The 20,249-nt window shown below is 70.3% G+C and carries 17 protein-coding genes; 11 read left to right on the forward strand and 6 right to left on the reverse strand.

What is annotated here, in order from left to right; genetic code table 11:
- Positions 1-610: 610 nt before the first annotated feature.
- The 3 genes from PH190_RS28770 (at position 611) to PH190_RS28780 (ending at position 6,425) form a co-directional block, all read left to right on the forward strand.
- Complete coding sequence (locus tag PH190_RS28770; RefSeq protein WP_274234973.1) at positions 611-1,741, forward strand: rep family protein; 1,131 nt, start codon at positions 611-613, stop codon at positions 1,739-1,741.
- Positions 1,742-2,174: 433 nt separating this feature from the next.
- On the forward strand, positions 2,175-5,813 hold the full coding sequence (locus PH190_RS28775) for an NACHT domain-containing protein (RefSeq protein WP_274234974.1): 3,639 nt from the start codon (positions 2,175-2,177) through the stop codon (positions 5,811-5,813).
- Positions 5,814-6,008: 195 nt separating this feature from the next.
- On the forward strand, positions 6,009-6,425 hold the full coding sequence (locus PH190_RS28780; protein WP_337993866.1) for an NUDIX hydrolase: 417 nt from the start codon (positions 6,009-6,011) through the stop codon (positions 6,423-6,425).
- On the opposite strand, the gene PH190_RS28785 is transcribed toward PH190_RS28780, so the two are convergent.
- Complete coding sequence (locus tag PH190_RS28785; RefSeq protein ID WP_274234976.1) at positions 6,422-7,540, reverse strand: NsdA family TPR-like regulatory protein; 1,119 nt, start codon at positions 7,538-7,540, stop codon at positions 6,422-6,424. The genes PH190_RS28780 and PH190_RS28785 overlap by 4 nt on opposite strands.
- A 188-nt stretch (positions 7,541-7,728) precedes the next feature.
- Between PH190_RS28785 and PH190_RS28790 the strand changes: the two genes are divergently transcribed.
- The 6 genes from PH190_RS28790 to PH190_RS28815 all read left to right on the forward strand — a co-directional run bounded on the left by PH190_RS28790 (position 7,729) and on the right by PH190_RS28815 (position 11,738).
- On the forward strand, positions 7,729-8,124 hold the full coding sequence (locus PH190_RS28790) for a hypothetical protein (RefSeq protein ID WP_274234977.1): 396 nt from the start codon (positions 7,729-7,731) through the stop codon (positions 8,122-8,124).
- 2 nt (positions 8,125-8,126) lie between these two features.
- Positions 8,127-8,492: a WhiB family transcriptional regulator gene (locus tag PH190_RS28795; RefSeq protein WP_274234978.1), complete on the forward strand. Its 366-nt coding sequence runs from the start codon at positions 8,127-8,129 to the stop codon at positions 8,490-8,492.
- 2 nt (positions 8,493-8,494) lie between these two features.
- Positions 8,495-9,739, forward strand: coding sequence for an FtsK/SpoIIIE domain-containing protein (locus PH190_RS28800; RefSeq protein WP_274234979.1), 1,245 nt, complete (start codon positions 8,495-8,497; stop codon positions 9,737-9,739).
- Positions 9,736-9,966 carry a hypothetical protein gene (locus PH190_RS28805; protein WP_274234980.1) on the forward strand — a complete coding sequence of 77 codons (231 nt, stop codon included), beginning with the start codon at positions 9,736-9,738 and terminating at the stop codon, positions 9,964-9,966. The genes PH190_RS28800 and PH190_RS28805 overlap by 4 nt, the downstream gene beginning before the upstream one ends.
- 168 nt (positions 9,967-10,134) lie before the next feature.
- Positions 10,135-10,350, forward strand: coding sequence for a helix-turn-helix transcriptional regulator (locus tag PH190_RS28810; protein ID WP_274234981.1), 216 nt, complete (start codon positions 10,135-10,137; stop codon positions 10,348-10,350).
- A complete protein-coding gene (locus PH190_RS28815; RefSeq protein ID WP_274234982.1) occupies positions 10,347-11,738 on the forward strand; it encodes a tyrosine-type recombinase/integrase in 1,392 nt (463 codons plus the stop codon). Before PH190_RS28810 ends, PH190_RS28815 begins: the two co-directional genes overlap by 4 nt.
- 141 nt (positions 11,739-11,879) lie before the next feature.
- Here the strand turns inward: PH190_RS28815 and PH190_RS28820 are convergent, their stop codons facing one another.
- The 3 genes from PH190_RS28820 to mshA all read right to left on the reverse strand — a co-directional run bounded on the left by PH190_RS28820 (position 11,880) and on the right by mshA (position 15,572).
- Complete coding sequence (locus PH190_RS28820) at positions 11,880-13,469, reverse strand: AMP-binding protein (protein ID WP_274234983.1); 1,590 nt, start codon at positions 13,467-13,469, stop codon at positions 11,880-11,882.
- A 298-nt stretch (positions 13,470-13,767) separates the two neighbouring features.
- A complete protein-coding gene (locus PH190_RS28825; RefSeq protein ID WP_420791721.1) occupies positions 13,768-14,250 on the reverse strand; it encodes a type III secretion system chaperone family protein in 483 nt (160 codons plus the stop codon).
- Between the two features lie 32 nt (positions 14,251-14,282).
- The gene (mshA, locus tag PH190_RS28830) at positions 14,283-15,572 is read right to left on the reverse strand and encodes a D-inositol-3-phosphate glycosyltransferase (protein WP_274234995.1); all 1,290 of its coding nucleotides are present in this window, start codon (positions 15,570-15,572) and stop codon (positions 14,283-14,285) included.
- Between the two features lie 168 nt (positions 15,573-15,740).
- Between mshA and PH190_RS28835 the strand changes: the two genes are divergently transcribed.
- Positions 15,741-16,529, forward strand: a complete 789-nt coding sequence (locus tag PH190_RS28835) for an SDR family NAD(P)-dependent oxidoreductase (RefSeq protein WP_274234985.1) — start codon at positions 15,741-15,743, stop codon at positions 16,527-16,529.
- Here the strand turns inward: PH190_RS28835 and PH190_RS28840 are convergent.
- A complete protein-coding gene (locus tag PH190_RS28840; RefSeq protein WP_274234986.1) occupies positions 16,526-17,719 on the reverse strand; it encodes a L,D-transpeptidase in 1,194 nt (397 codons plus the stop codon). The two genes, PH190_RS28835 and PH190_RS28840, sit on opposite strands and share 4 nt — an antisense overlap.
- 63 nt (positions 17,720-17,782) lie before the next feature.
- A complete protein-coding gene (locus tag PH190_RS28845; protein ID WP_274234987.1) occupies positions 17,783-18,961 on the reverse strand; it encodes a L,D-transpeptidase in 1,179 nt (392 codons plus the stop codon).
- 281 nt (positions 18,962-19,242) lie between these two features.
- Here PH190_RS28845 and PH190_RS28850 point away from each other — a divergent pair, with 281 nt between their 5' ends.
- Entirely contained in the window at positions 19,243-20,223 is a 981-nt protein-coding gene (locus PH190_RS28850; RefSeq protein WP_274234988.1) for a rod shape-determining protein, read from the forward strand.
- Positions 20,224-20,249: the final 26 nt, after the last annotated feature.

The following is a 20,249-nucleotide window of genomic DNA, read 5'->3' on the forward strand; positions in this document are numbered from 1 at the left end:
CAAGCGCCCCTGCCGTCGTGGACCGCCGGCTGTGGCTCGTGGTGGCGCTTGCAGCTGTGCGGGCGGTCTGGCAGCCCTCGGGCGCGCCGTCGTGGGAGAGGCCCCGCCCCGACCACCACCATCCGCCGGAGCTCGTCGCACTCGTGGGCTCTCCTGAGGTCGGTGCCCTGGTCCAGGGCGGAGCGCCTGGCCGCCGGAGGCCGAGCCTTGTCCTGCTCCCGGCGTCCGCCGTGGTCCAGGTCGTCGCTGTCGTCGTCGTGGTGGCCTGGCCCGCCCGGGTCCGCCGCCCCGCCCCCGACGCAGTCATTGGGGGTGCGGGGAGGCGTGGCCCCGCAGGGCCGGGCCACGCCGGCGCGCCAGCGCCGGCTCTGACCGCTGGTGGTGTCCGGTGAGCGGGCGGGTTCTCGGTAAAGGGGCAACAAGTCTTCACCCGGACCGCCGGCGCCGCGAGGGCAGCCGCCCCCACTGTCCAGAGCGCATCGCGGCGGCACGGTCGGGCCGGGATCAGCGATGGTCCCGCCGCCGTCAGCTTCGCAAGCTAAGCAGCCTCAAGCGCTGCCGCACCTGCGGGCACGCCGTGGCCACCTCAGGGTCTGGGCCGACGCTCGGGGTGATCACCAACCCGGACGGCTCCCGCTCGGCGGCCTACGGCGGGCTGACCACGTGCGGGTCGGTGTGGGTGTGCCCGGTGTGCGCCGCCAAGATCGCCACCCGCCGCGCCGACGACCTGGCGACGGTGATGCGCGCGGTCGATGAGGCCGGCGGGTCGGCGTTCATGCTGACGCTGACGATGCGCCACGACCGCCGCGATCGGCTTGGGCTGTCGCGGGAGGATCGGACTCGCCGCAATCAGCTCGAGGAGCGCCGCGCGGATCGCCAGGTCGCCGAGGCCAACGGCTGGGACGTCGACGAGCGCGCCGCCGAGGCCGAGGAGATCGAACTCGACTCCATCAAGGCCCGCGAAGGCTGCTGGGACGTCCTGGGCTACGCCTGGTCCGCAGTCACATCCGGAGCCGCCTGGCAGAAGGATGCCGGGCTGTTCGGCGGTCTGTTGGGTTGGTCTCGCGCCGTCGAGGCCACGTGGAGCGAGCGCAACGGATGGCACGTGCACATCCACGTCCTGCTCTGCTTCGCCGAACAGGTCTCCGCCGAGATCGTCGCCGCCAGCATCGGTGCTCGAATGTTCGGCCGCTGGCGCCGTGCCCTCGATCGGCGCGGCTTCTCCGCCTCCGTCGAGCACGGCTGGGACCTGCGCCGCGCCCAGCTCGGCGACGGCGACCTGGCCGACTACTTCACCAAAATGGCCCACGAGGTCACCTCGGGGCATCGGAAGGACACCAAGTCCCACGGCGGACGCACTCCGATGCAGCTCCTCGCTGACGCTGTCGACACCTATGAGGCCGCTGCGATGGCACGATGGTGGGAGTGGGAGGCCGCGAGCGACGGTCGTCGTCAGCTGACCTGGTCCACCGGCCGCCGCGACCTCCGCACCTTCGCTGGCCTCGGTCGCGAGGCGACCGACGAGGAGATCGCGGCCGAAGACGAGGAAGCTGACGTCCGCCTCGCTCTGGCGGCCGACGCCTGGAACTGGCTGCGCCGCACCCATCGAGAGACGGAGCTTCTGACAGTGGCCGAGGCCGGTGGTCTGGAGGCTGCCTGCACCTGGCTCCGACGCCACGGCCTCGCCTGGACGGAAGGGCGCGTCGGTCCGAGAAACCACGGCGCCGGCGTGCCTGGATAGAGACAATAGGTGGCACCGCCCCGAGGGGTGGCCCAGGTGGACGCCCAGGCCTACCGCAGGGCGGTCGTACTTCCATGCAGATCCTCGCGAACGCAGTCAACACTACGAGGTCAGCGACGTCGCTCGTTGGTGGAAGTGGGACGCCGTAAGTGAAGGACGGAGACAACCGGCTCGGAGCACTAGAAATCCGGACTTACGTCACCTTGCGCAGCTCGGTCGCGAGGCCGACGACCAGGAAGTAGCGTCGGAGTTGCCAGGCGTAGATACCACGCTCAAGCTGCCGGGCCTTCTATGGCGACGTGTACAGGACACGTCGCGGTGCGCGTGCGTGCCGGACGACGCCGAGCTCGGCGGACTAGCGAGCCTCCGTTTGTGGCTTGCTCACCTCGACGAGGCTCATGACACGCGCAGAACCTAAGGTCATAATCTCTAGGTGCCTGAACCCGCTCAGCAGAGCCAGCCAGCTAGGAGAAGCGGTCCCACGAGGGGAGCCCTTGGCGGGTCCCGCAACGAGGCTGGTTCGGAGTTCCGTAGCGGCCTAGTAGCGTACCTGGCCGCGCACGTGCTGTCCGGTGAACCGCTCGCTCAGCTTCCGGGGCGTCCGATGCCGTCTACGATCCGCCTAGAAGCAGATTCGCCCATTGACGACATCGTTTGTGAATGCGGAAGTGACGTCGAGCTTCACATTCAAGCTAAACGCTCCGTCGGCAAGTCGACCTTCCTGGGCGTCGTCGAGTCCCAGTTCGCTCCGTCGGTCTTGAGCAGTGCGGATTCAAGCAATATTCTGATGTGTGTCTGCGCCGACGTCGACAACGTCGAGTTGCGCACTATCCGCGACGCGCTGGATCGCTTTCGCGAGTCCGTACAAACATCCTACTCGGAGGCGGAGAATGACGTTATAAGTGCGGTTCGGCAGCGAACGCCAAGTCTCTCGGAAGCGCAGCGCGCAGTACTCCTTCGGCGCTCCTATGTGATCATCCTGGACGCTGAGTCTCCAAGTGGACAGGCCATGCGTGAGGCACGACTTCTGCTAGAGCGTAGTGTAGTCGAGCCTGGCTTTGGCTACGCAGGTATAACCGCGTTGCGCTCATCGGCGCACCAGAGAGCTAGCAAGAGATTTGGCGCGACGGTGAACGACTGGGTTAACGTTCTATCGGCAGCAGCTGTGCCATTGACGCCGCTCCCTTCTTCACCATCAGGACGATCTGTCCTCGCTGCGCGGGCCACGGACCAATACCTGGGGCAACTCATCGCTCGACGCAACAAGATCTCGTTCAGTCTCCTTGGTAGCTTTCTTCCCGACCTTGATGTGCCTGCACTCCTCGAAGGCTACGAAGTATTAGAGGACAAGTACTGGAAGGCGTCTACTTCGAGGTCGGACTCGAGATTGCACCAGGAGAAACTCACCATCCTGGCCCGTCGTTGGGGGCGTCTGTGTTTGCTAGGCCTGCCGGGTAGTGGGAAATCCACGGCGCTGGAGCAAGTTGCGGCTGAGTGGGCGCTCGACGAGTGGGCCCCGACCCCAATCCATGTTCGACTCAGCGACCTCGCTCGTGTCTGTGCCGAATTGGGTAAAGCGCTGTCCCCTTCCGAGGTGATCGACCTTGCGACTGGCTCCCTGCCAGACGAGAGCCAACCGTACATGCGCGAGCTGCTTACGAAGGGCGCTGCGGAGGGTAAGGTCGGCTTTCTATTCGATGCTCTTGACGAGTGTGGCGCTGCAACGGGTTACGTTGCGTCTACGATAGATGCCGTCCTTCGATCCATACACATGGACTGCCCCGTGATCCTGACGGCACGCGAAGCAGTGCACCGTCGAACTGACCGGTTTGGTCTTCCTAAGGCAGTTCTCTTGCCGCCAACGAATCTAACATCGATTCTGAGGGAGATCGTTAGCCGCGCCGCCACCATAGCGGCTCCGGCAGCACTGCAGGCCGAATGGGAAGAGCGTCGATGGAATTGGATTTCGTCGCACACGCGCCGTGACAAAGAGTTGTGGAGCGTCCCACTTCTCTCTACTTTGATGACGCTACTAGCTTGTAAGACAAGCAGGCCCGACGATCTGCCCGGCTCGCGGGGCGAATTACTCGCGCGCGTCATTGACTCGAGCATTGAAGACTGGGAAGCGGTCCGCTCGAAGCAGCCCGACATGTTTGCGAATTCCCGAAATCTGGACGTCGATCAGCTCCTTGATGCCTTCACCGCACTCGGGCACTACCTGGCAGAAGGGATTACCTCCAGACAAGAGATCACCGACCGTCTAGGCCGCGACATGAGCAACGTACTCTCACTTAGCCGCCAAAGTGGCCGCCGTGTCGCGGCCGAGGTCGTGCGCTACTGGGATGAGGGCGTCGGAGTGTTCGTCGAAGACGGGACGTCCGGCCATCTCCGCCCTCGAAGCAAATTGTTTGCAGAAATCGCGGACGCACGATGGGCTATTGAGCAGACGCGAGACGTGAAGGTGACATGGCATGGCGAGAGGAGTGTTGACCCGGAACGTCAGGAGGCGCTTGTTCTGGCGTGTCTCCTCGATCAGGAAATTAGCGACCTTCAGTTTATCCAACTGTCGTCTCAAGACTCGAGCTTGCGCGACATGTTCCTTGATGCTTGTCTCCGGATAGTGCGCGAATCGGAGTCTCCTACATCCGATCACTGCACGATGGTGGGAAGAACGCTGCACCATTTGGTCCAATCCGATCCCGGAAGTAGCGATAACCTCTGGTCCCGATGGTTGGACTACGCCCAATTGCCGCTGCCTGATGACGAGAACTTGCGGAGACTGCACGCGGTCGCGATTTTCTCGGGCGAAAGAAGAGTGATCTTGCACGCTCTCAGCGCGTGGGCTCAGGCCAAGCGACGCGGCTCCCCGCCTACGCCGAGCGAAGTTGCTGCGCTGCGGGACGTCTTGGACCTCGAACTACCTCCGAAAGTCGACTCGGAAGAGACGTATGAATTTGACGAGAGGGGGAGGCGCCGAAAGGTTTTCCGTCTCCTTGGAGGAGACAAGCGCGTTGCTGGTCGCGATCTAGCCTTAATAGCTGCTGTATCCAGCATCGAGCTCGATGAAGCGGACGCGGAGAAGGCGGCCGCTCTTGCTGCTCGTGCTGGCGTTGACGACAACCTAGAGATCGCGACGCTGCTTCGCGACAAGGGCCATCCACAGGCAATGGCTGAGTATATGAGCCATCTTGCAAAGCCGAGTAAGATGTTTGCTCCCGCCATTGAGCTCGTTAGAGAGTCTCGCGACGAACACCACTCCATTCTAGCAAGTCACGCTCCGACCGAACCATTCTGGCTTGAGAACGCGAGGGACTGGATGCTTCGTGACTACGCGGACCTCACTGATGTGATGAACTTGGGAAACCTCTCGTTTCGAACGGTCGCCTACAGCGACATGACGACGTACGACTACTATCGTCTCGCACTTCTTTTCGCGCATTGTGCAGATATCAGCTTTGACCGGGTGTGCTTCCAGGCTGCTGAGCTGCTTGATCGTGGAGGCGGCGAGCCTGACCCATTCTACTCACTACTCACGGCCGCTCCATCACCAATATTGATACCGGTGCTTCGAGAGCGTGAGTTTGACGATGAGTCAGTTGCCTTCCTCGTCGGACTGATCCAAAGTACTGATGAACTCGAGACACGTCTTGCTCAGCGCCTCATAGGCAGAACTAAGTCGTCTCAGGTGCATGAGGCCTTGAGTGCGCTACCGCCCCAGCGCAGCTCTTCGGCTCGATTCAACGTCGCGATCGCTCTGCTTAAGAGCACCGTAGAGTCTGAAGCACTTTGGTCGCAGTGGCTCTACGACGACGACCCCGCTCTGCGATTCGCCGCCGCAATCTTCGTCGCCAACTCGCCAACTCCGACTACCTCGGATAGACACCGATACTACCGCCTCTTGATGAATCATCCGGACGATTCGGTCCGAGCGAGGATGGAGGACGAAGTGCCGGCTAACTGGGAGCCTCCCGATTTCGTGGCCGAGGCACCCTCGTACTGGCAATGCATCCGATGCAGAACTCGGAACGAGGCCGGACAGAACACTTGCACTGCGTGCGGAAGGAATATCTGACGTCGTGCCTTGCAGCATTGCATCCTTTGGAGGCGGGAATTGAGCGTAGGCGCGACTGGCGAAGGGCGACCATTACGTACGAAGGTGTACGGGGAGAGAATTGTATATGACAACCGGTGGGTGCGCCTTGCGCTAGTGGACATTGAGCCACCGGGTACCGCCAGGTTCGAACATCACGTTGTTAGGTTGGCTCGAGTGGTCGCAGTAGCGGTAGTGAACGGCAACGACGAGGTATTGATGATGTGGCGTCACCGATTCGCGGTCGACGAGTGGGGGTGGGAGCTCCCTGGCGGTATCGCAAACATCGAAGAAGGCGCAGCGGAGACGGCTGCGCGGGAGTTTGAGGAGGAGACGGGCTGGCGCGCGACGGGGCCGCTGCGTCATCTCGTCTCGTTCCAGCCGATGCCGGGGATGGTCGACACGCCGCACGAGGTCTGGACTGCTCAGGGAGCTAAGAAGGTTGGCGAGCCGACGGACGCTGAGGAGGCGGCCATCATCGAATGGATACCGTTGGCGAATATCCTGGACATGGTCAAGCGGGGTGAGATTGCGGGCTCGGGCCCGCTCGTCGGCCTGCTTACGCTCCTGATGGAGCGACAGGGCAAGTCCTAGGCCGACAGCGGGAGCGCGTCCAGACGCCGGCGCTGGCGCACTGAGCCGGCCTTTCGCGCCAGGACGCGCCCGTCGGCCGCGTGCTTACGCGCCTCGGGCTGGTCGTGCTGGGCGAGCATCGATGAAGCCAGGTCGCAGCGCAGGGACGCGCCTGCTCGGGTGAAGGTCGGGTCCATCCCCCCAAGTGCGCTAAACAGGTCCTCGGTGGCCTGGACGTCGCCGATGCGAGCGAGGACGTTCCCGCGCCACCGGGCCAGGTGCGAGGCGTTGAGCGAGATGTAGGGCAGGGGGTCGGAGTCGGCGCCCTCTTCGGGTACGACCGCGGCCGCGAGGTCCAGCGCTCGGCGCGCGCCGAGCTCGTCGCCGCACGCGGCCGCCATCTCACCCTCGACGGCGTGGAGCCAGGCCGTCAGCACGTCTGGCGCGCCGCCCCGCATGGCGTCCTTCGCCGCCACCGCGAGGGCCAGGGCGTCGCCCTGACGGCCGACGTCGAGAAGCACATACGCCTGCTGCGCCATCGCGTGCGCGAGCGCAGGGTGGTCCTCGGCCTCGCGAGCCGCGTGCTGGGCCGTGAGGTGCAGCGTCCACGCCTGGTCCAGATCGCCGGTGTCGAGCGCCTGCCAACCCGCTAACGAGGCGGCGTCGGCCAGCACGCCAGCCATGGGACGCCTCGCTGTCGGCAGCACCGCGTGCTTGAGGAGCTGCTCCACCGACGTAGACAACGCCCTGAGCTGCTCGAGCGCGGCCGGTGCTCCGAGCTGACGGTCCAGGACCCGCACGGCGTCGAGACGCAGCGCGTATTCGGCGCCGCTCCCCGGGCCCGCCGCCTCAGACAGCGCGAAGCTCGTAAGGAGCTGCTCGGCCTGCACCGCCGGCGCGTGCCGCACTGGCGTGAAACCCAGCTCGGCGGCGGTGCGTCGGTAGGCCGCACAGAAGAGGTCCCTGTACATCTCGCCGGGCTCGACGACGCCGTTCTCCCACCGCGAGAAGTAGCGCTTCAGCGACGCCGGCTCGGGAAGGCGAATCCCGCGGGTGCCGGCGTGACGCCGCAATTCGCTCATGGCCTTCGTCTGCGACCACCCGAACGACTCGCGCGCTCGACGCAGCTCCGTCACCCCGACACCCCCTTCCCTCATAGATCCGATCCCGAGTGTGCGGCATCAGGCCTGCTCAGAGAAGGGGTGACAGCGCCCGTGTCACCCCCGTGTCACCCCCTGTCGGCTCCCGTTCGCCCTGCTCAGAGCCGTCTCCTGGTGTCAGCGCGAAGAACGGCTTCGCGAATGCAAACAGGAGAGAACCACCGATGTTCGAGTTCAACGCCCCGATCGACACGGGGCAGATGCAGGCCATCGCGACCGGCCACGGACAGACCATGGAGCGCTGGGAGGACGGACCCAACGGACGCCGCTCGACGGGCCAGCCACTGATCGACGAGGACACCGGTGCACCGGTGCGCATCTACGACGTCATGCTCCCGACCGGCCGCGACGGACGCCACGAGCTGCACGGCGTCCGCGTCGTCTCCCACGAGGCCCCGGAGCTGGCGCCCTACTCGCCGGTGGACCTGCTCGGCCTGCGGGCGAAGGTGCGCGGCGCGCGGAACGGCGCGAAGGGCGTCGATGTGTCCTTCTCCGCCGACGGCATCCGTCCCGCCGCAGCCCCCGCGCCGCGTCCGGCCAAGCGCGACGAGGCGGCGTAGCCATGAGCTGGCAGCAGCTCGCGGCCTGCCGCGACACCGACCCGGAACTGTTCTTCCCCGAGGTCGACGACTACACCGCGCCCGAGACGGCGGCCCAGCTCTTCGCCGCCGCCAAGGTCTGCGTCTCTTGCCCGGTGCGCCGGGAGTGCCTGACCTACGCCGTCGACTCCGGCCAGTCCTTCGGCATCTGGGCCGGGCGCACGCCCACCGAGCTCCGCGCCATCCGGCGGCAGCGCACAGCCGGCGTCCCGCACCCCGACGTCGACCTCGAGCCGATGTGCCCCGGCTGCTCGCTGCTGTTCTCGACGCCCGCCGTGGACGGCCAGCTCTGCCCCTCCTGCCAGGACCGATTTGAGAAGGGAGCCTGACCATGCCTGCGATCGAGCACCTCCGACCGCGCCCCTCCGGCCATCGCTCGGGGCGCGACCGCGCCCCCGGCTTCCTCGGCCGCATGCGCCAGCGTCGAGCCCAGCGCGACTACGAGGCGTCGGTCCTGACCTTCGCCTACACGCTCAAGGGCGAGTTCCGCGACGCGTGCGAGTACCTGCGCGTCTGCCACTACGTCTCGGTGGCCGCAGGCATCACCGTGCGCACCCCGCGCGTCGGCGAGGTCCGCGTCGGACCGCCGATCAGCTTCACCGTCGAGCTGATGCCCGGCCAAGAGCCCGAAGACTTCCGCAAGCCCGGAAGGCGCATGGCCCACACCCTCGGCGCCCACGGCCTGCGCATCGAACCGCTGGCCGGCCGCTGGGTCCGACTCGTGCTGCTCGAGGCTGACCCGCTCGCCGAGCACTTTGGACTCCCGCCAGTGACAGCCGGCTCCGGCACCGAGACCGTGCTGCTCGGCCGCACCGAGGACCGGACCACCCTCGGGCACGCCATCGCCGACCCCGCACACCTCGCGGTGCAGGGGATGAACGGCTCGGGGAAATCCGCGTTCGTCTACGGGCTGCTCGCCCAGCTCTGCGCCGCACCCGACGTCCTGGTCGCCGGCTCCGACATCACCGGCCTGCTACTCGGACGCGTCTGGGACGACACCGCCCATCGCGAGTGGCAGGTGGTCGGCACCCACGACCTCGAGGCCCACGCCGCGCTACTCGAGCAGCTCGTCGCCGAGATGGACCGCCGGCTGGCCACCATCCCGCGGCGTGAGGACAAGATCACGCCTACGGTCACCGTCCCGACCGTCCTCGTGGTCCTCGAGGAGTTCCCGGGCCTCCTGCGCGCCGCCGGCGCGGTGCCGAAGCCCAAGAGCGGCAAGAGCCTCGCCGAGCGGATCGTCTCGGCCCAGCTGCGGCTGCTCTCCGAGGGCCGCAAGGCAGCGTTCCGCGTGCTCACGCTCGCACAGCGGTTCGAGGCCACAGCGGTCGGCGGCGGCTACGCCCGCGACCAGTTCGCCCTCCGGCTCTCGTTCCGGGTCCCCGCCGACTCACTGGCGATGCTGCACGGCGACGACGCCCGCCCCTTTGGCCAGGAGCACGCCAACGCCGATCCCGGCATCGCTTACCTCTCCGGCCTCGGCCGGGACTGCGAACGCATCCGCGTGCCCCACCTCGGCGACTACGGCGAGTACGTCGACCGCATCCAGTCCTACGGACGGCGGGCCGAGTCATGAACCTCATCGCCATCGTCATCATCGCCGGCCTCGTCACCGCCCTGCTGGTCAAGAGCCACAAGGCCGCGCCCGCGCTGTTCTCCGGGGTCGTGACCCTTGTGCTGCTCTTCGCCGCCTTCCCCACCCTCGGGCCCGCCGTGTCCAGTAGTGCCGGCGAGTTCGCCTACCAGCTCGGCGCCGCCACCGACCGCGCCGCCGACATCCCGCACGACGGACAGCAGCCATGACGGGCCGCGTGGACGTCCGTGCCTTCGGTCGACACATCGACGCCCTGGTCCGGCCGCCGGTCGGACTTCACATCGGCCGCGACGAGCGCGCTCTCGCCGTCGCCGGGCTCCTCCAGCGCGCCCGGCAGGCACGACCCCACCGCACGACCACCACGACAAGGAGCTGACATGACGACCACCAAGCGAGCGCACTCCGAGCGCGACGAGCTGCTGACTGTGCGCCAGGTCCTCGCCGAGCTAGGCGGGGTCTCCCGCGACACGTTCTACGAGTGGCGGGAGCGCCGGGTGGCGCCGCCGTGCTTCCGCCTCCCGAACGGGCACCTGCGGGTCCGTCGTGGCGATCTGCTCGATTGGCTCGACGCCCACCGGGACGGCGCGGCATGAGCGACGAGAGCACCTTTCAGGTGCAGTTCTGGAAGCTGACCAAGCGCACGGGTCGCAGTCGGCCGTGGGGTGTGCGCTGGCGGACGGCCGGGCGGGAGCACTCCGAGTGGTACGCCACGAAGGCGCTGGCCGAGTCGTTCCGGGCCGAGCTCGTCCGCGCGGGCCGGGCCGGCGAGGCGTTCGACGTCGCCACCGGGCTTCCGCCGTCGCTGACCCGCAAGCGAGGTGTCGGCACGTTCCTCGAGCTGGCCGTGGCCTACGTCGACCACATCTGGCCGACCGCGCCGCCGAACAGCCGGCGCGCCGCGGTGGTGAGCCTGGCCGCGATCACGCCGAAGTTTGTCCGTCCCCTCGAGCACGGCCCTGACGAGACGGACCTCCAGCGCCTCGCGAGCACACACCTCCTGCCACCGCCGCGTCGTGACGAGGCCCTGAGCCCCGAGGACCGGGCCGCGGTGGCGTGGCTGCGCCGCGCCTCTCGCCCGGCCACCGACCTCGCCGACTCCCTTGCCCTGGGCGCGCTCCTGCACGACCTCGGCACTGCGGCCGACGGCCGGGCCACCACCTCCTCCACGCACGACAAGCGCCGCGCGGTGCTGCACCGGGTGGCCGGCTACGCGGTCGACACCGGCGTCCTGGCTGCGAACCCCGTCACGGGTCGGCGCACCGGCACGGCGCAGGTGACCGGGGGCGTCGACCCGCGGGTGGTGGTGAATCCTGCTCAGGCGCGTCAGCTTCTCGCCGCGGTCACCTACGTGTCTGGGCGTCGGCCTAGCGATCGTGAGCGGGGTTGGCGCCTGCGGGCGTTCTTCGCCTGCCTGTACTACGCCGGTCTGCGTCCCGGCGAGGCCCAGCAGCTCCGCGACACCGACGCGAAGCTCCCGGCCGCGGGCTGGGGCGAGCTGGTCCTCTCCGGGTCGCTGACCGGCGTCTCGGGCGAGCACTACAACGACGGCCTGCGCTATCCCGACGTCCGCCCGCTCAAGCGCCGCCGCCGCGAAGCGGTGCGCCGCGTGCCCGCTCCACCGGCTCTGGTGGCGATCCTGCGCGAGCACCTCGACCACTACGGCGCCGCAGCCGACGGCCGGCTGTTTCCGGCACTGAGCGGCGGCCGGGTCCGCGAGTCGGTCTACACGCGCATCTGGAAAGAGGCCCGTGAGATCGGCCTGAGCCCGGCGCAGGCGGCGTCACCGCTGGCGGCCCGTCCGTACGACCTCCGGCACGCGGCGCTGTCGTCATGGCTCAACGCTGGGGTGCCGCCCACGGAGGTCGCCGAGCGGGCCGGCCACTCGGTGAAGGTCCTGCTCTCGGTCTACGCCGCGTGCCTCGACGGCGAGCGCGACGCCTACAACGCCCGCATCCAAGATCTACTCGACGGAGAGGCTTGATCGACTATGCAAGATCCGTTCCGTGACTGTTCCGTGGGAACCCGGACACAACACCGCACCACTGGGGAGCCTCACAGAGACTTCACAACGGTCATTCGGCGTTGGTGCAGGTCAGCGGCCCGAAACAGCGGGTCAGAGACCCTACGCGTTGGCCGCTTCGCGGGCGCGGAGGTCCTTGCGCAGGATCTTGCCCGACGCCGACTTCGGGATCTGGTCGACGAACTCCACGACGCGGACCTTCTTGTGCGGCGCGATGCGCTCGGCGACGAAGGACATGACGTCGTCGCCGGAGAGGTCGGCGCCCTGCTGGAGCACGACGAACGCCTTGGGGATCTCCTCGCCCTCGGCGTCCTTGACCCCGATCACCGCGGCGTCGGCGATGCCGTCGTTGGTCAGCAGCAGCGCCTCGAGCTCGGCCGGCGGGACCTGGTAGCCCTTGTACTTGATCAGCTCCTTGACCCGGTCGACGATGTAGAACACGCCCTCGTCGGTGACGGTGGCGACGTCGCCCGTGTGCAGGAAGCCGTCGGCGTCCAGGGTCGCGGCGGTGGCCTCGGGGTTGTTGAGGTACTCGCGCATGACGTTCGGTCCGCGGACCCACAGCTCGCCGCGCTCGACGCCCTCTTCCCCGGACTCCGGGTCGACGAGCTTGCACTCGATGTTGGGCAGCGCCACGCCGATCGAGCTGAGGTCCATGTCGGGCCGGTCCTGCGGCATGGCGTGGCTGACCGGGCTCAGCTCGGTCATCCCGTAGCCCTGCAGGACGGTGCAGTTCAGCCGCACGCCGACGGCGTGCCCGAGCTCGGCGTCGAGGGCGGCCGCACCGGAGAAGACGATGTCGACGCAGTCGATGTCGTACTGGTCGACCATGGGGTGCTTGGCCAGCGCCACGGCGATCGGCGGGGCGATGTAGACGCGGTCGACCCGGTGCTCCGAGATCGTCCGGAGGAAGTCGGCCAGGTCGAACTTCGGCATCGTCACGACGGTCGCCCGCACGTAGATGCCGTGGTTCATCATCACGGTCATGCCGTAGATGTGGAAGAACGGCAGCACCGCGAGGATCTTCGAGTCGGGGCCGGTGCTCGCGTTGACCGCCTGGAACTGGACGAGGTTCGCCACGAGGTTGCGGTGGGTGAGCACGACGCCCTTGGCCCGCCCGGTGGTGCCCGACGAGTAGGGCAGGGCCGCCACGTCGTCGCCGGTGACGGTGACCTGCGGGCGCTCGGCGGTCGTCGCGAGGGCGTCGGCCAGCGTGCTCTCCGGCATCGGCGTCGTGGCCTCGTCGCGCGCGTCGTCGAGGAGGATCGTCTCCTGGATCGCGAGCCCCTCCTCGCGCAGCGCCGCGCGGGCGCGGTCGAGGAACGGCGAGATCGTCACGAGGATCTTCGCGCCGGAGTCGCGCAGTTGGAAGGCCAGCTCGTCGGGGGTGTAGAGCGAGTTGATCGTGGTGACCGCCAGGCCGGCGGCGAGCGCCCCGTGGAACACCACCGGGTAGTAGGGATTGTTCGGCGCGAACAGGGCGAGGACGTCACCGCGTCCGAGCCCGCGCTCGCCGAGCGCGGCCGCGAAGCGGTCGACCGCGCCGGCCAGCTCCCCGAAGGTCACCTCGCGCCCGGACGGCCCGTCGATGATCGCCACCCGCTCCGCGGCGTCCCCGAGGTCGCCGAACAGGAACTCGGGCAGGCCCACGTCGGGGACGTCGACGTCGTCGTACGGGCTGCGAACGATCATGGGGCGTCCTCCTCGAAGCCGGACCGCGGTGCGCGGCCAACCTACCTGCCGGTACGCGGTCGTGCCGATCCCTGCGTGATCGAGTCCGGCGTCCGGGACGTCCCGCGTCACCCGTTCAGCGCAGAGCGATGCCTTGTCCTGTGTGCAGCGTGGTGGGACGCTCAATCCTTGTCAGCCGATTCGACGCCACGGGTCGGTCGGCGGACCGGCCGCTCCGCGCGAGCGCCCCGAGTCGCCCGCCGCCGGCGTCGGATGCCCCCCGTCCCACGCCGGCGGTGTGGCCCTGCGGCCTCCCCGCTCAGTTCTCCCCGCCGTCGCCGCCGTCGACGAGGTGCGCGAACGCCGAGAGGTTCGCCAACGACTCGCCCCGCGACTCGCGCCACGCCCACTCGCGGCGGATCGATGTGACGAACCCCAGCTCGAGCAGGGTGTTGAAGTCGCCGTCGGCGGCATCGAGCACCTGCCCGAGGATGCGGTCGACCTCGTCGTCGGTGACCGCGTGCAGCCCGACCCGGCCGACGAGGTGGATGTCGCCCGCGCGGTCGATCGTGTAGTGCACGCCGTAGAGACGGGCGTTGCGCTGCAGGAGGAAGCGGTAGACCTCCTCGAAGTTCTCGTCCGGGCGCCGGCAGACGAACGCCTCGACGAGCAGCGCATGCGGCGTGAGCACCAGCCAGCAGTGCGTGGCGAGCTTCTTCGTGCCGGGCAGCGTGACGAACAGACGCCCCGGCCCGCGGCGCAGGTAGGTCAGCTCGCGCTCCTCGAGCGCGGCGACCAGCACCTTCTCGACCTCCTCGAGGTCGACGTCACCGCTCACACCGCCACCTCCCGCGCCCGGTCGCGCGCCTGGGCCCGCGACGCCTCGGCGTAGGTGGCGAGCAGCGCGTCGGCGGTGCGGTCCCACGAGAACATCGCGGCGTGCTCGACGGCGCCCGCCGCGAGCCGCTGCCGCTCGGCCTGGTCGAGCCCCACCCGCGCCAGCGCGTCGGCCCAGTGGTCGGGCTCGTGGTCGGTGACGAGCAGCCCCGAGCGCTCGTGCGCGACGGCCGTCGGCAGCCCACCGACGGCCGCGGCGACGACCGGCGTCCCGCACGCCTGGGCCTCGAGCGCGACGAGACCGAACGACTCGGAGTGGCTGGGGACCGCGACGACGTCGGCGGCCCGGTAGACCGCGGCGAGGTCGTCGCCGCCGCGGGGCGGCAGGAAGCGCACGACGTCCGCGATACCCAGCTCGCGCGCGAGCGACACGAGCGACTCCGGCTCGGCGAGGCCGGTGCCCGAGGGCCCGCCGACGACGAGGACGACGAGCCGTCGCCGCAGCTCCGGGCGCCGCGCCAGCATCGCGGCGGCCGCGCGCAGGAGCACGTCGGGGGCCTTGAGCGGCTGGATGCGCCCCACGAACGCGAGCGTGACGGCGTCGGGCGCGAGCCCGAGCGCGGCCCGGGCGGCCTCGCGGTCGCGGGTGGGCGTGAAGGTGCGCAGGTCGACGCCGGGCGCGATGGTGCGCACGCGGTCGGGGTCGGCGCCGTAGGCGGCGACGAGGTCGTCGGCCTCCGCCTGCGTCGAGGCCACCAGGCGGTCGGCCTCCGCGACGACCTGCTCCTCGCCGACCACCCGCGACAGCGGCTCGGGCCGGTCGCCCTCGGCCAGCGAGGCGTTCTTGACCTTGGCCAGGGTGTGCGCGGTGTGCACGAGCGGGACGCCCCAGCGGTCGCGCACCAGCCAGCCGACCTGCCCGGAGAGCCAGTAGTGGCTGTGCACGACGTCGTACCAGCCGGGCTCGTGGCGGGCCTCGTCGCGCAGCACCCCGGCGGTGAACGCGCAGAGCTGGCTCGGCAGGTCCTCCTTGCCCAGCCCGCCGTACGGGCCCGCGGTGACGTGCCGGACCAGCACGCCGGGCGCGAGCTCGGCCACCGGCGGGAGGTCCGACGACGTCGCGCGGGTGAAGATCTCGACCTGGACGCCGCGCTGGGCCATGCGCCGCGCGGTCTCGACGACGTAGACGTTCATGCCGCCGGCGTCGCCCGTGCCGGGCTGGGCCAGCGGCGACGTGTGCAGCGAGATGACGGCCACGCGACGCGGGCGCCCGGGATGGTGACGGATGACCGGATCCGTGCCCCGGGATCGCGGAACCGCGGGGGTGGCTGATGCCGCTGAGGCCGCCGATGCCGTCGTCGCCGCCGGGGTCACGGTGGTCAGCTTAGGTGCGCGGCCGCCGTGGAGCCTCGCCGAACCCGCCCCCGCACCCGTGGGGTCCTAGGGTGCGGCGGTGTGACCACGCCTCCCGGAACCGACCGCCCCCTCGCCGTCGTCACCGGTGCCAGCTCGGGCATCGGCGCGGCCACCGCCCGCGCGCTGGCCGCCGACGGCTGGCACCCCGTGCTCGGCGCGCGCCGCCTGGAGCGGTGCCGGGAGATCGCCGACGAGGTCGGCGGCACCGCGCTCGCCCTCGACGTCACCGACGCCGACTCGGTGGCGGCGTTCGCGGCGTCGGTGCGCGAGCTGGTCTCCGACGCTGCCGGTGGCGCGCGGCTGCGCGGCCTGGTCAACAACGCCGGCGGCGCGCAGGGCACCGAGACGGTGATGGAGGCCGACGAGGACAAGTGGCGCTGGATGTGGGAGTCCAACGTCCTCGGCACGATGCGCATCACGAAGGCGCTGCTGCCGCTGCTGATCGACTCCGGCGACGGGCACGTCGTCACCATCACCTCGATCGCCGGCCTCGAGGTCTACGACGGCGGCTCGGGCTACACGTCGGCCAAGCACGCCGAGGGCGCGCTGCACCGCACCCTGCGCGGCGAGCTGCTCGGGCAGCCGGTGCGCGTCACCGAGATCGCGCCGGGCGCGGTGGAGACCGAGTTCTCGCTGGTGCGCTTCGGCGGCGACGAGGCCCGCGCGGCGAAGGTCTACGAGGGCCTGACCCCGCTGGTCGCCGACGACGTCGCCGAGGTCGTCGCGTTCGCGATGGGGCGGCCGTCGCACGTCAACCTGGACACGATCGTCCTCAAGCCCCGCGACCAGGCCTCGGGGATGCGCTTCCACCGGCGCACCTCCGGCTAGGTGAGCGCCGACATCGACCGCCACTGGTCCCACGGCACCGTCCAGTCGTAGACGTCGCCGTCGCGCGCCGAGTAGTCCACGCCCGACCCCGTGACCTCGACGGGGTCGCCGTAGAGGGCCGAGTCGAAGTAGGTCCGCGCGTCGGCCGTCGAGAGGTTGACGCAGCCGTGGGTGACGTTGCTGGAGCCCTGGGACCCCACCGAGCCGGGGTTGGCGTGGATGAACTCGCCGTTGTTGCTGATGCGCACGGCCCAGCCCATGACGACGTCGTAGCCGAACTGCGGGCTGACCATCCGCTTGCTCGGGAACTTCTCGGTGACCACGTGGATGCCCGAGCGCGTGGTGCGGGCCGGGTCGGAGTCGAGGCCGTAGCTCGCGGGCACGTCCATCACCTGCTGGCCGTCGCGCTCGACGACCAGCCGGAAGCTGTTGACGTCGGCGCGCACGATCTGCGAGCGCCCGATGCGGAACGAGGTCGTGAGGTCCTCGCGACCCCAGGCACCGCCGCCGAACGGGACGCCGAGCAGGTCGGCGCGGACGTCGACCTGCGTGCCGGCGCGCCAGTACTCCTTCGGGCGCCAGTGCACCCGTGAGCCGCCGTCCTGGTCGGGGAGCCAGGCCCACGACCCCTCGGTGGGCACCGAGGTGCGCACCTGCAGCGCCCGCTCGACCGCCGCCTTGTCCTCCACCGGCGCGGCGAACTGGATGGTGATCGGCGCGGCGACGCCCACCTCGCGGCCGTCGCCGATGTTCAGCGTCGCCCGCACGGTCTCGCCGGGCGCGACGGTGCGGAACGAGCCGGTGACCGGCACGGTGCGCCCGTCGGGCCCCGCGGCCGTGCCGCCCCAGGTGTAGGTCGCGCCGTAGGCCAGGGGACCGTCGGGCGTCCAGCGCCTGCGGTCGGGCGAGAGCGTGCCCGCGACGGCCCCACCGGGTGAGGCCGTCAGCGTCACGTCGGTGAACGTGCCGTCGGTGGTCGCCGCGACCGCGGCGCGGGGCGCGACGTCGACGGCCCCGGCCGGCTCGACCCGGACGGTCGCGGGCGGCGGGGGCGGCACGCTCGGCGCCGCGGGCGCGCCCGACCCGCAGGCCGTCAGCACCACCAGCAGCAGCGCGCCCAGCCACCCCGGCGCGACCCGCAGCGCCCGACCCATGCGACCCCCGACCGTCGTCTCCCCCGACGCCACCATCGTGTCAGGGGAGACCGACGGCCGCGCGCGAGAAGGGACTCAGAACGGCGCCCAGGACAGCCCTCAGGAGAGCGCGGACATCCCCCGCCACTGGTCCCAGCCGATGGCCCAGTCGTAGACGTCGCCGTCGGCCGCGGAGAGCTGGACCGGCGAGCCGGTGACCTCGACGGGGTCGCCGTAGAGCGCGGTGTCGTAGTAGGCGCGCGCGTCGGCGGTGGAGAGGTTCACGCAGCCGTGGGTGACGTTGCTGGAGCCCTGGGCGCTCGCCGACGCCGGGTTGGCGTGGATGAACTCGCCGTTGTTGGAGATCCGCACGGCCCAGTGCTCGATCAGGTCGTAGCCGTACTGGGCGCTCGTCATCCGCTTGTTGTCGAACTTCTCGGTGACGACGTGCGTGCCCGAGCGCGTGATGCGGTTCGGGTCGCTGCCGAGCCCGTAGCTCGCCGGCACGTCCATGACCTGCTGCCCGTCCCGGATGACGACCATGCGGTGGCTGCCGACGTCGGCGCGCACGATCTGCGAGCGGCCGACGGTGAGGTGGCTGGTGAGGTCCTCGCGGCCGTACGCCCCGTCGCCGAGGGCGACGCCGTAGAGGTCGGCGCGCACGTCGACGACGGTGCCGGGCTGCCAGTACTCCTTCGGCCGCCAGTGCACCCGCGAGCCGTCGGCGTCGTCCGGGAGCCAGGCCCAGGAGCCCTCGGTGGGCACCGAGGTGCGGATCGACAGGGCCCGCTCGGCCGCGGCCTTGTCGGTCACCGGGCCGTCGAACTGGATGACGATCGGCGCCGCGACCCCGACCGTCGCGTCGTCGGGCTGGGCGAACTGCGCGCGGACGACCCGGTCCGGGGTCACCGTGGTGAAGCCGCCCGCGATCGGCGTGACCGCGCCGTCGGCGCCCACCGCGCTGCCCGACCACGTGTAGCTCCTGCCGTAGCCCAGCGCCTCGTCGGCGGTCCAGCGGTGCCCGTCGGGGCTGGTCGTGCCGGCGACCCCGCGGCCGTCGGCGCCGGTCAGGGCGACGTCGCGCAGGGCCGCGTCGGGCGCGGAGACGCTGATCTCGCCGCCGGGGTCGACGTCGGTGCGGCCCGCGGCGGCGGTCGTCGTGACGCTCGGGGGCGCGTCCGCCGACGGCGCGCCCGGCACCGGGGGTGTCGCGCCCGCGGCCGCGCACCCCACGACGACCCCGGCGACGGCGACCAGCGCCACCAGTACGGCCAGCACACCCTGCAGACGTCCCCGCACCCGCGGAGCACCCCCTCGGAGAGATCGATCCACCGACCGCACGACGCGGCCGACCGGGAGGCGGTTGTCAGGCGCGGCGGCCCCTCACACGGGTGGCCCAGCGATCGTGAGCGGCGTCTCGGCGCGAACCGGGCAGGGCGGGCGTCCGGTCACCGAGCAGTCACGGCGCGAGGGACCTTCGGGCGCCTCGGGGAGGGACATCGACCCTGCCGATGGTCCCGGCAGCGGTCGTAACGTCCTGCGCCGCCGGGCGGCGCGGGTGCAGCGCGAGGGGGGTCGGGGTGGCGGACATCGGCATCGATCTGGGGACGGGGACGACCGTGGTGTGCCACCCGCGGGACGGGGTGGTGCACGACGAACCGTCGGTGCTCGTGGAGTGGCCGACGCGCCGGGGACGGGAGCTGCTCCTCGGGACCGAGGCCGCGGCCCTCGAGGGGCGGACACCCCCCGGCGCCCGGGTGGGCCGGCCGGTCCGTGGGGGCGCGGTCACCGATCTCTCGCTCGTCCGGACGTACCTGCACGAGCTCCTGCGACGCACGTCCCGGAGCCGGTGGCGCGCCCGCCGACCGCACGCCGTGCTGAGCTGCCCGGTGGACGCGACACCCCTGGAGCGCCGGGCGCTCGTCGAGTCGGCCGAGGAGGCCGGGCTCGGGCACGTCGACCTCCTCCCGGCGCCGCTGGCCGCCGCCCTCGGATGCGGGCTCGACCTCACCGACGCCCGCGTCCAGGCCGTGGCCGACATCGGCGCGGGCACCGCGGAGATCGCGGTGTTCTGCCGCGGCACCGTGCTGACCCGCCGTTCCTGCCGCCACGCCGGCGACGAGATGACCACCGCCGTGCGGACGCACCTGCGCGAGCAGCACGGACTGCACCTCTCCGACGCCGCCGCCGACGCGCTGAAGGTCGGCGCCTCCTCGACCCGCGAGCCCCTCGCCGCCGAGGGCCGCGACGCGGCGACCGGGCGGCCGCGGGTGGTCACGGTCGAGGTCGCCGAGGTCGAGGCGGCGGTGGCGCCCGTCGTGCGTCGCGCGGTGGCCGCCCTCGGGGCGTTCCTCGAGGACCTGCCCGTCGCCGGCGTCCCGGACCTGTTCGCCGGCGGCGTGGTGCTCGCCGGCGGCAGCGCGCTCGCGCCCCCGGTGCGCGACGACCTCGAGGCCGCGCTCGGCTTCCCGGTGAAGGTGCCCGAGCGGCCGCGGACCTGCGTCGCCGAGGGCCTGGCCCTCGCCGGTGGGCGCCCCGCCCGGGACATCCGTCCCGCCTGACCCCCTCCGACCCGACCGAGCTCCCG

It is taken from the genome of Actinomycetospora straminea, from assembly GCF_028737255.1.
Lineage (GTDB): Bacteria > Actinomycetota > Actinomycetes > Mycobacteriales > Pseudonocardiaceae > Actinomycetospora > Actinomycetospora straminea.

Excerpts from the sequence above, each read along its gene's own strand:
- PH190_RS28805 (WP_274234980.1), top strand. The coding sequence starts at position 9,736 with ATGAACCTCATCGCCATCGTCATCATCGCCGGCCTCGTCACCGCCCTG.
- PH190_RS28840 (WP_274234986.1), bottom strand. The coding sequence starts at position 17,719 with ATGGTGGCGTCGGGGGAGACGACGGTCGGGGGTCGCATGGGTCGGGCG.
- PH190_RS28795 (WP_274234978.1), top strand. The coding sequence starts at position 8,127 with ATGAGCTGGCAGCAGCTCGCGGCCTGCCGCGACACCGACCCGGAACTG.
- PH190_RS28810 (WP_274234981.1), top strand. The coding sequence starts at position 10,135 with ATGACGACCACCAAGCGAGCGCACTCCGAGCGCGACGAGCTGCTGACT.
- PH190_RS28790 (WP_274234977.1), top strand. The coding sequence starts at position 7,729 with ATGTTCGAGTTCAACGCCCCGATCGACACGGGGCAGATGCAGGCCATC.
- PH190_RS28820 (WP_274234983.1), bottom strand. The coding sequence starts at position 13,469 with ATGATCGTTCGCAGCCCGTACGACGACGTCGACGTCCCCGACGTGGGC.
- PH190_RS28800 (WP_274234979.1), top strand. The coding sequence starts at position 8,495 with ATGCCTGCGATCGAGCACCTCCGACCGCGCCCCTCCGGCCATCGCTCG.
- PH190_RS28815 (WP_274234982.1), top strand. The coding sequence starts at position 10,347 with ATGAGCGACGAGAGCACCTTTCAGGTGCAGTTCTGGAAGCTGACCAAG.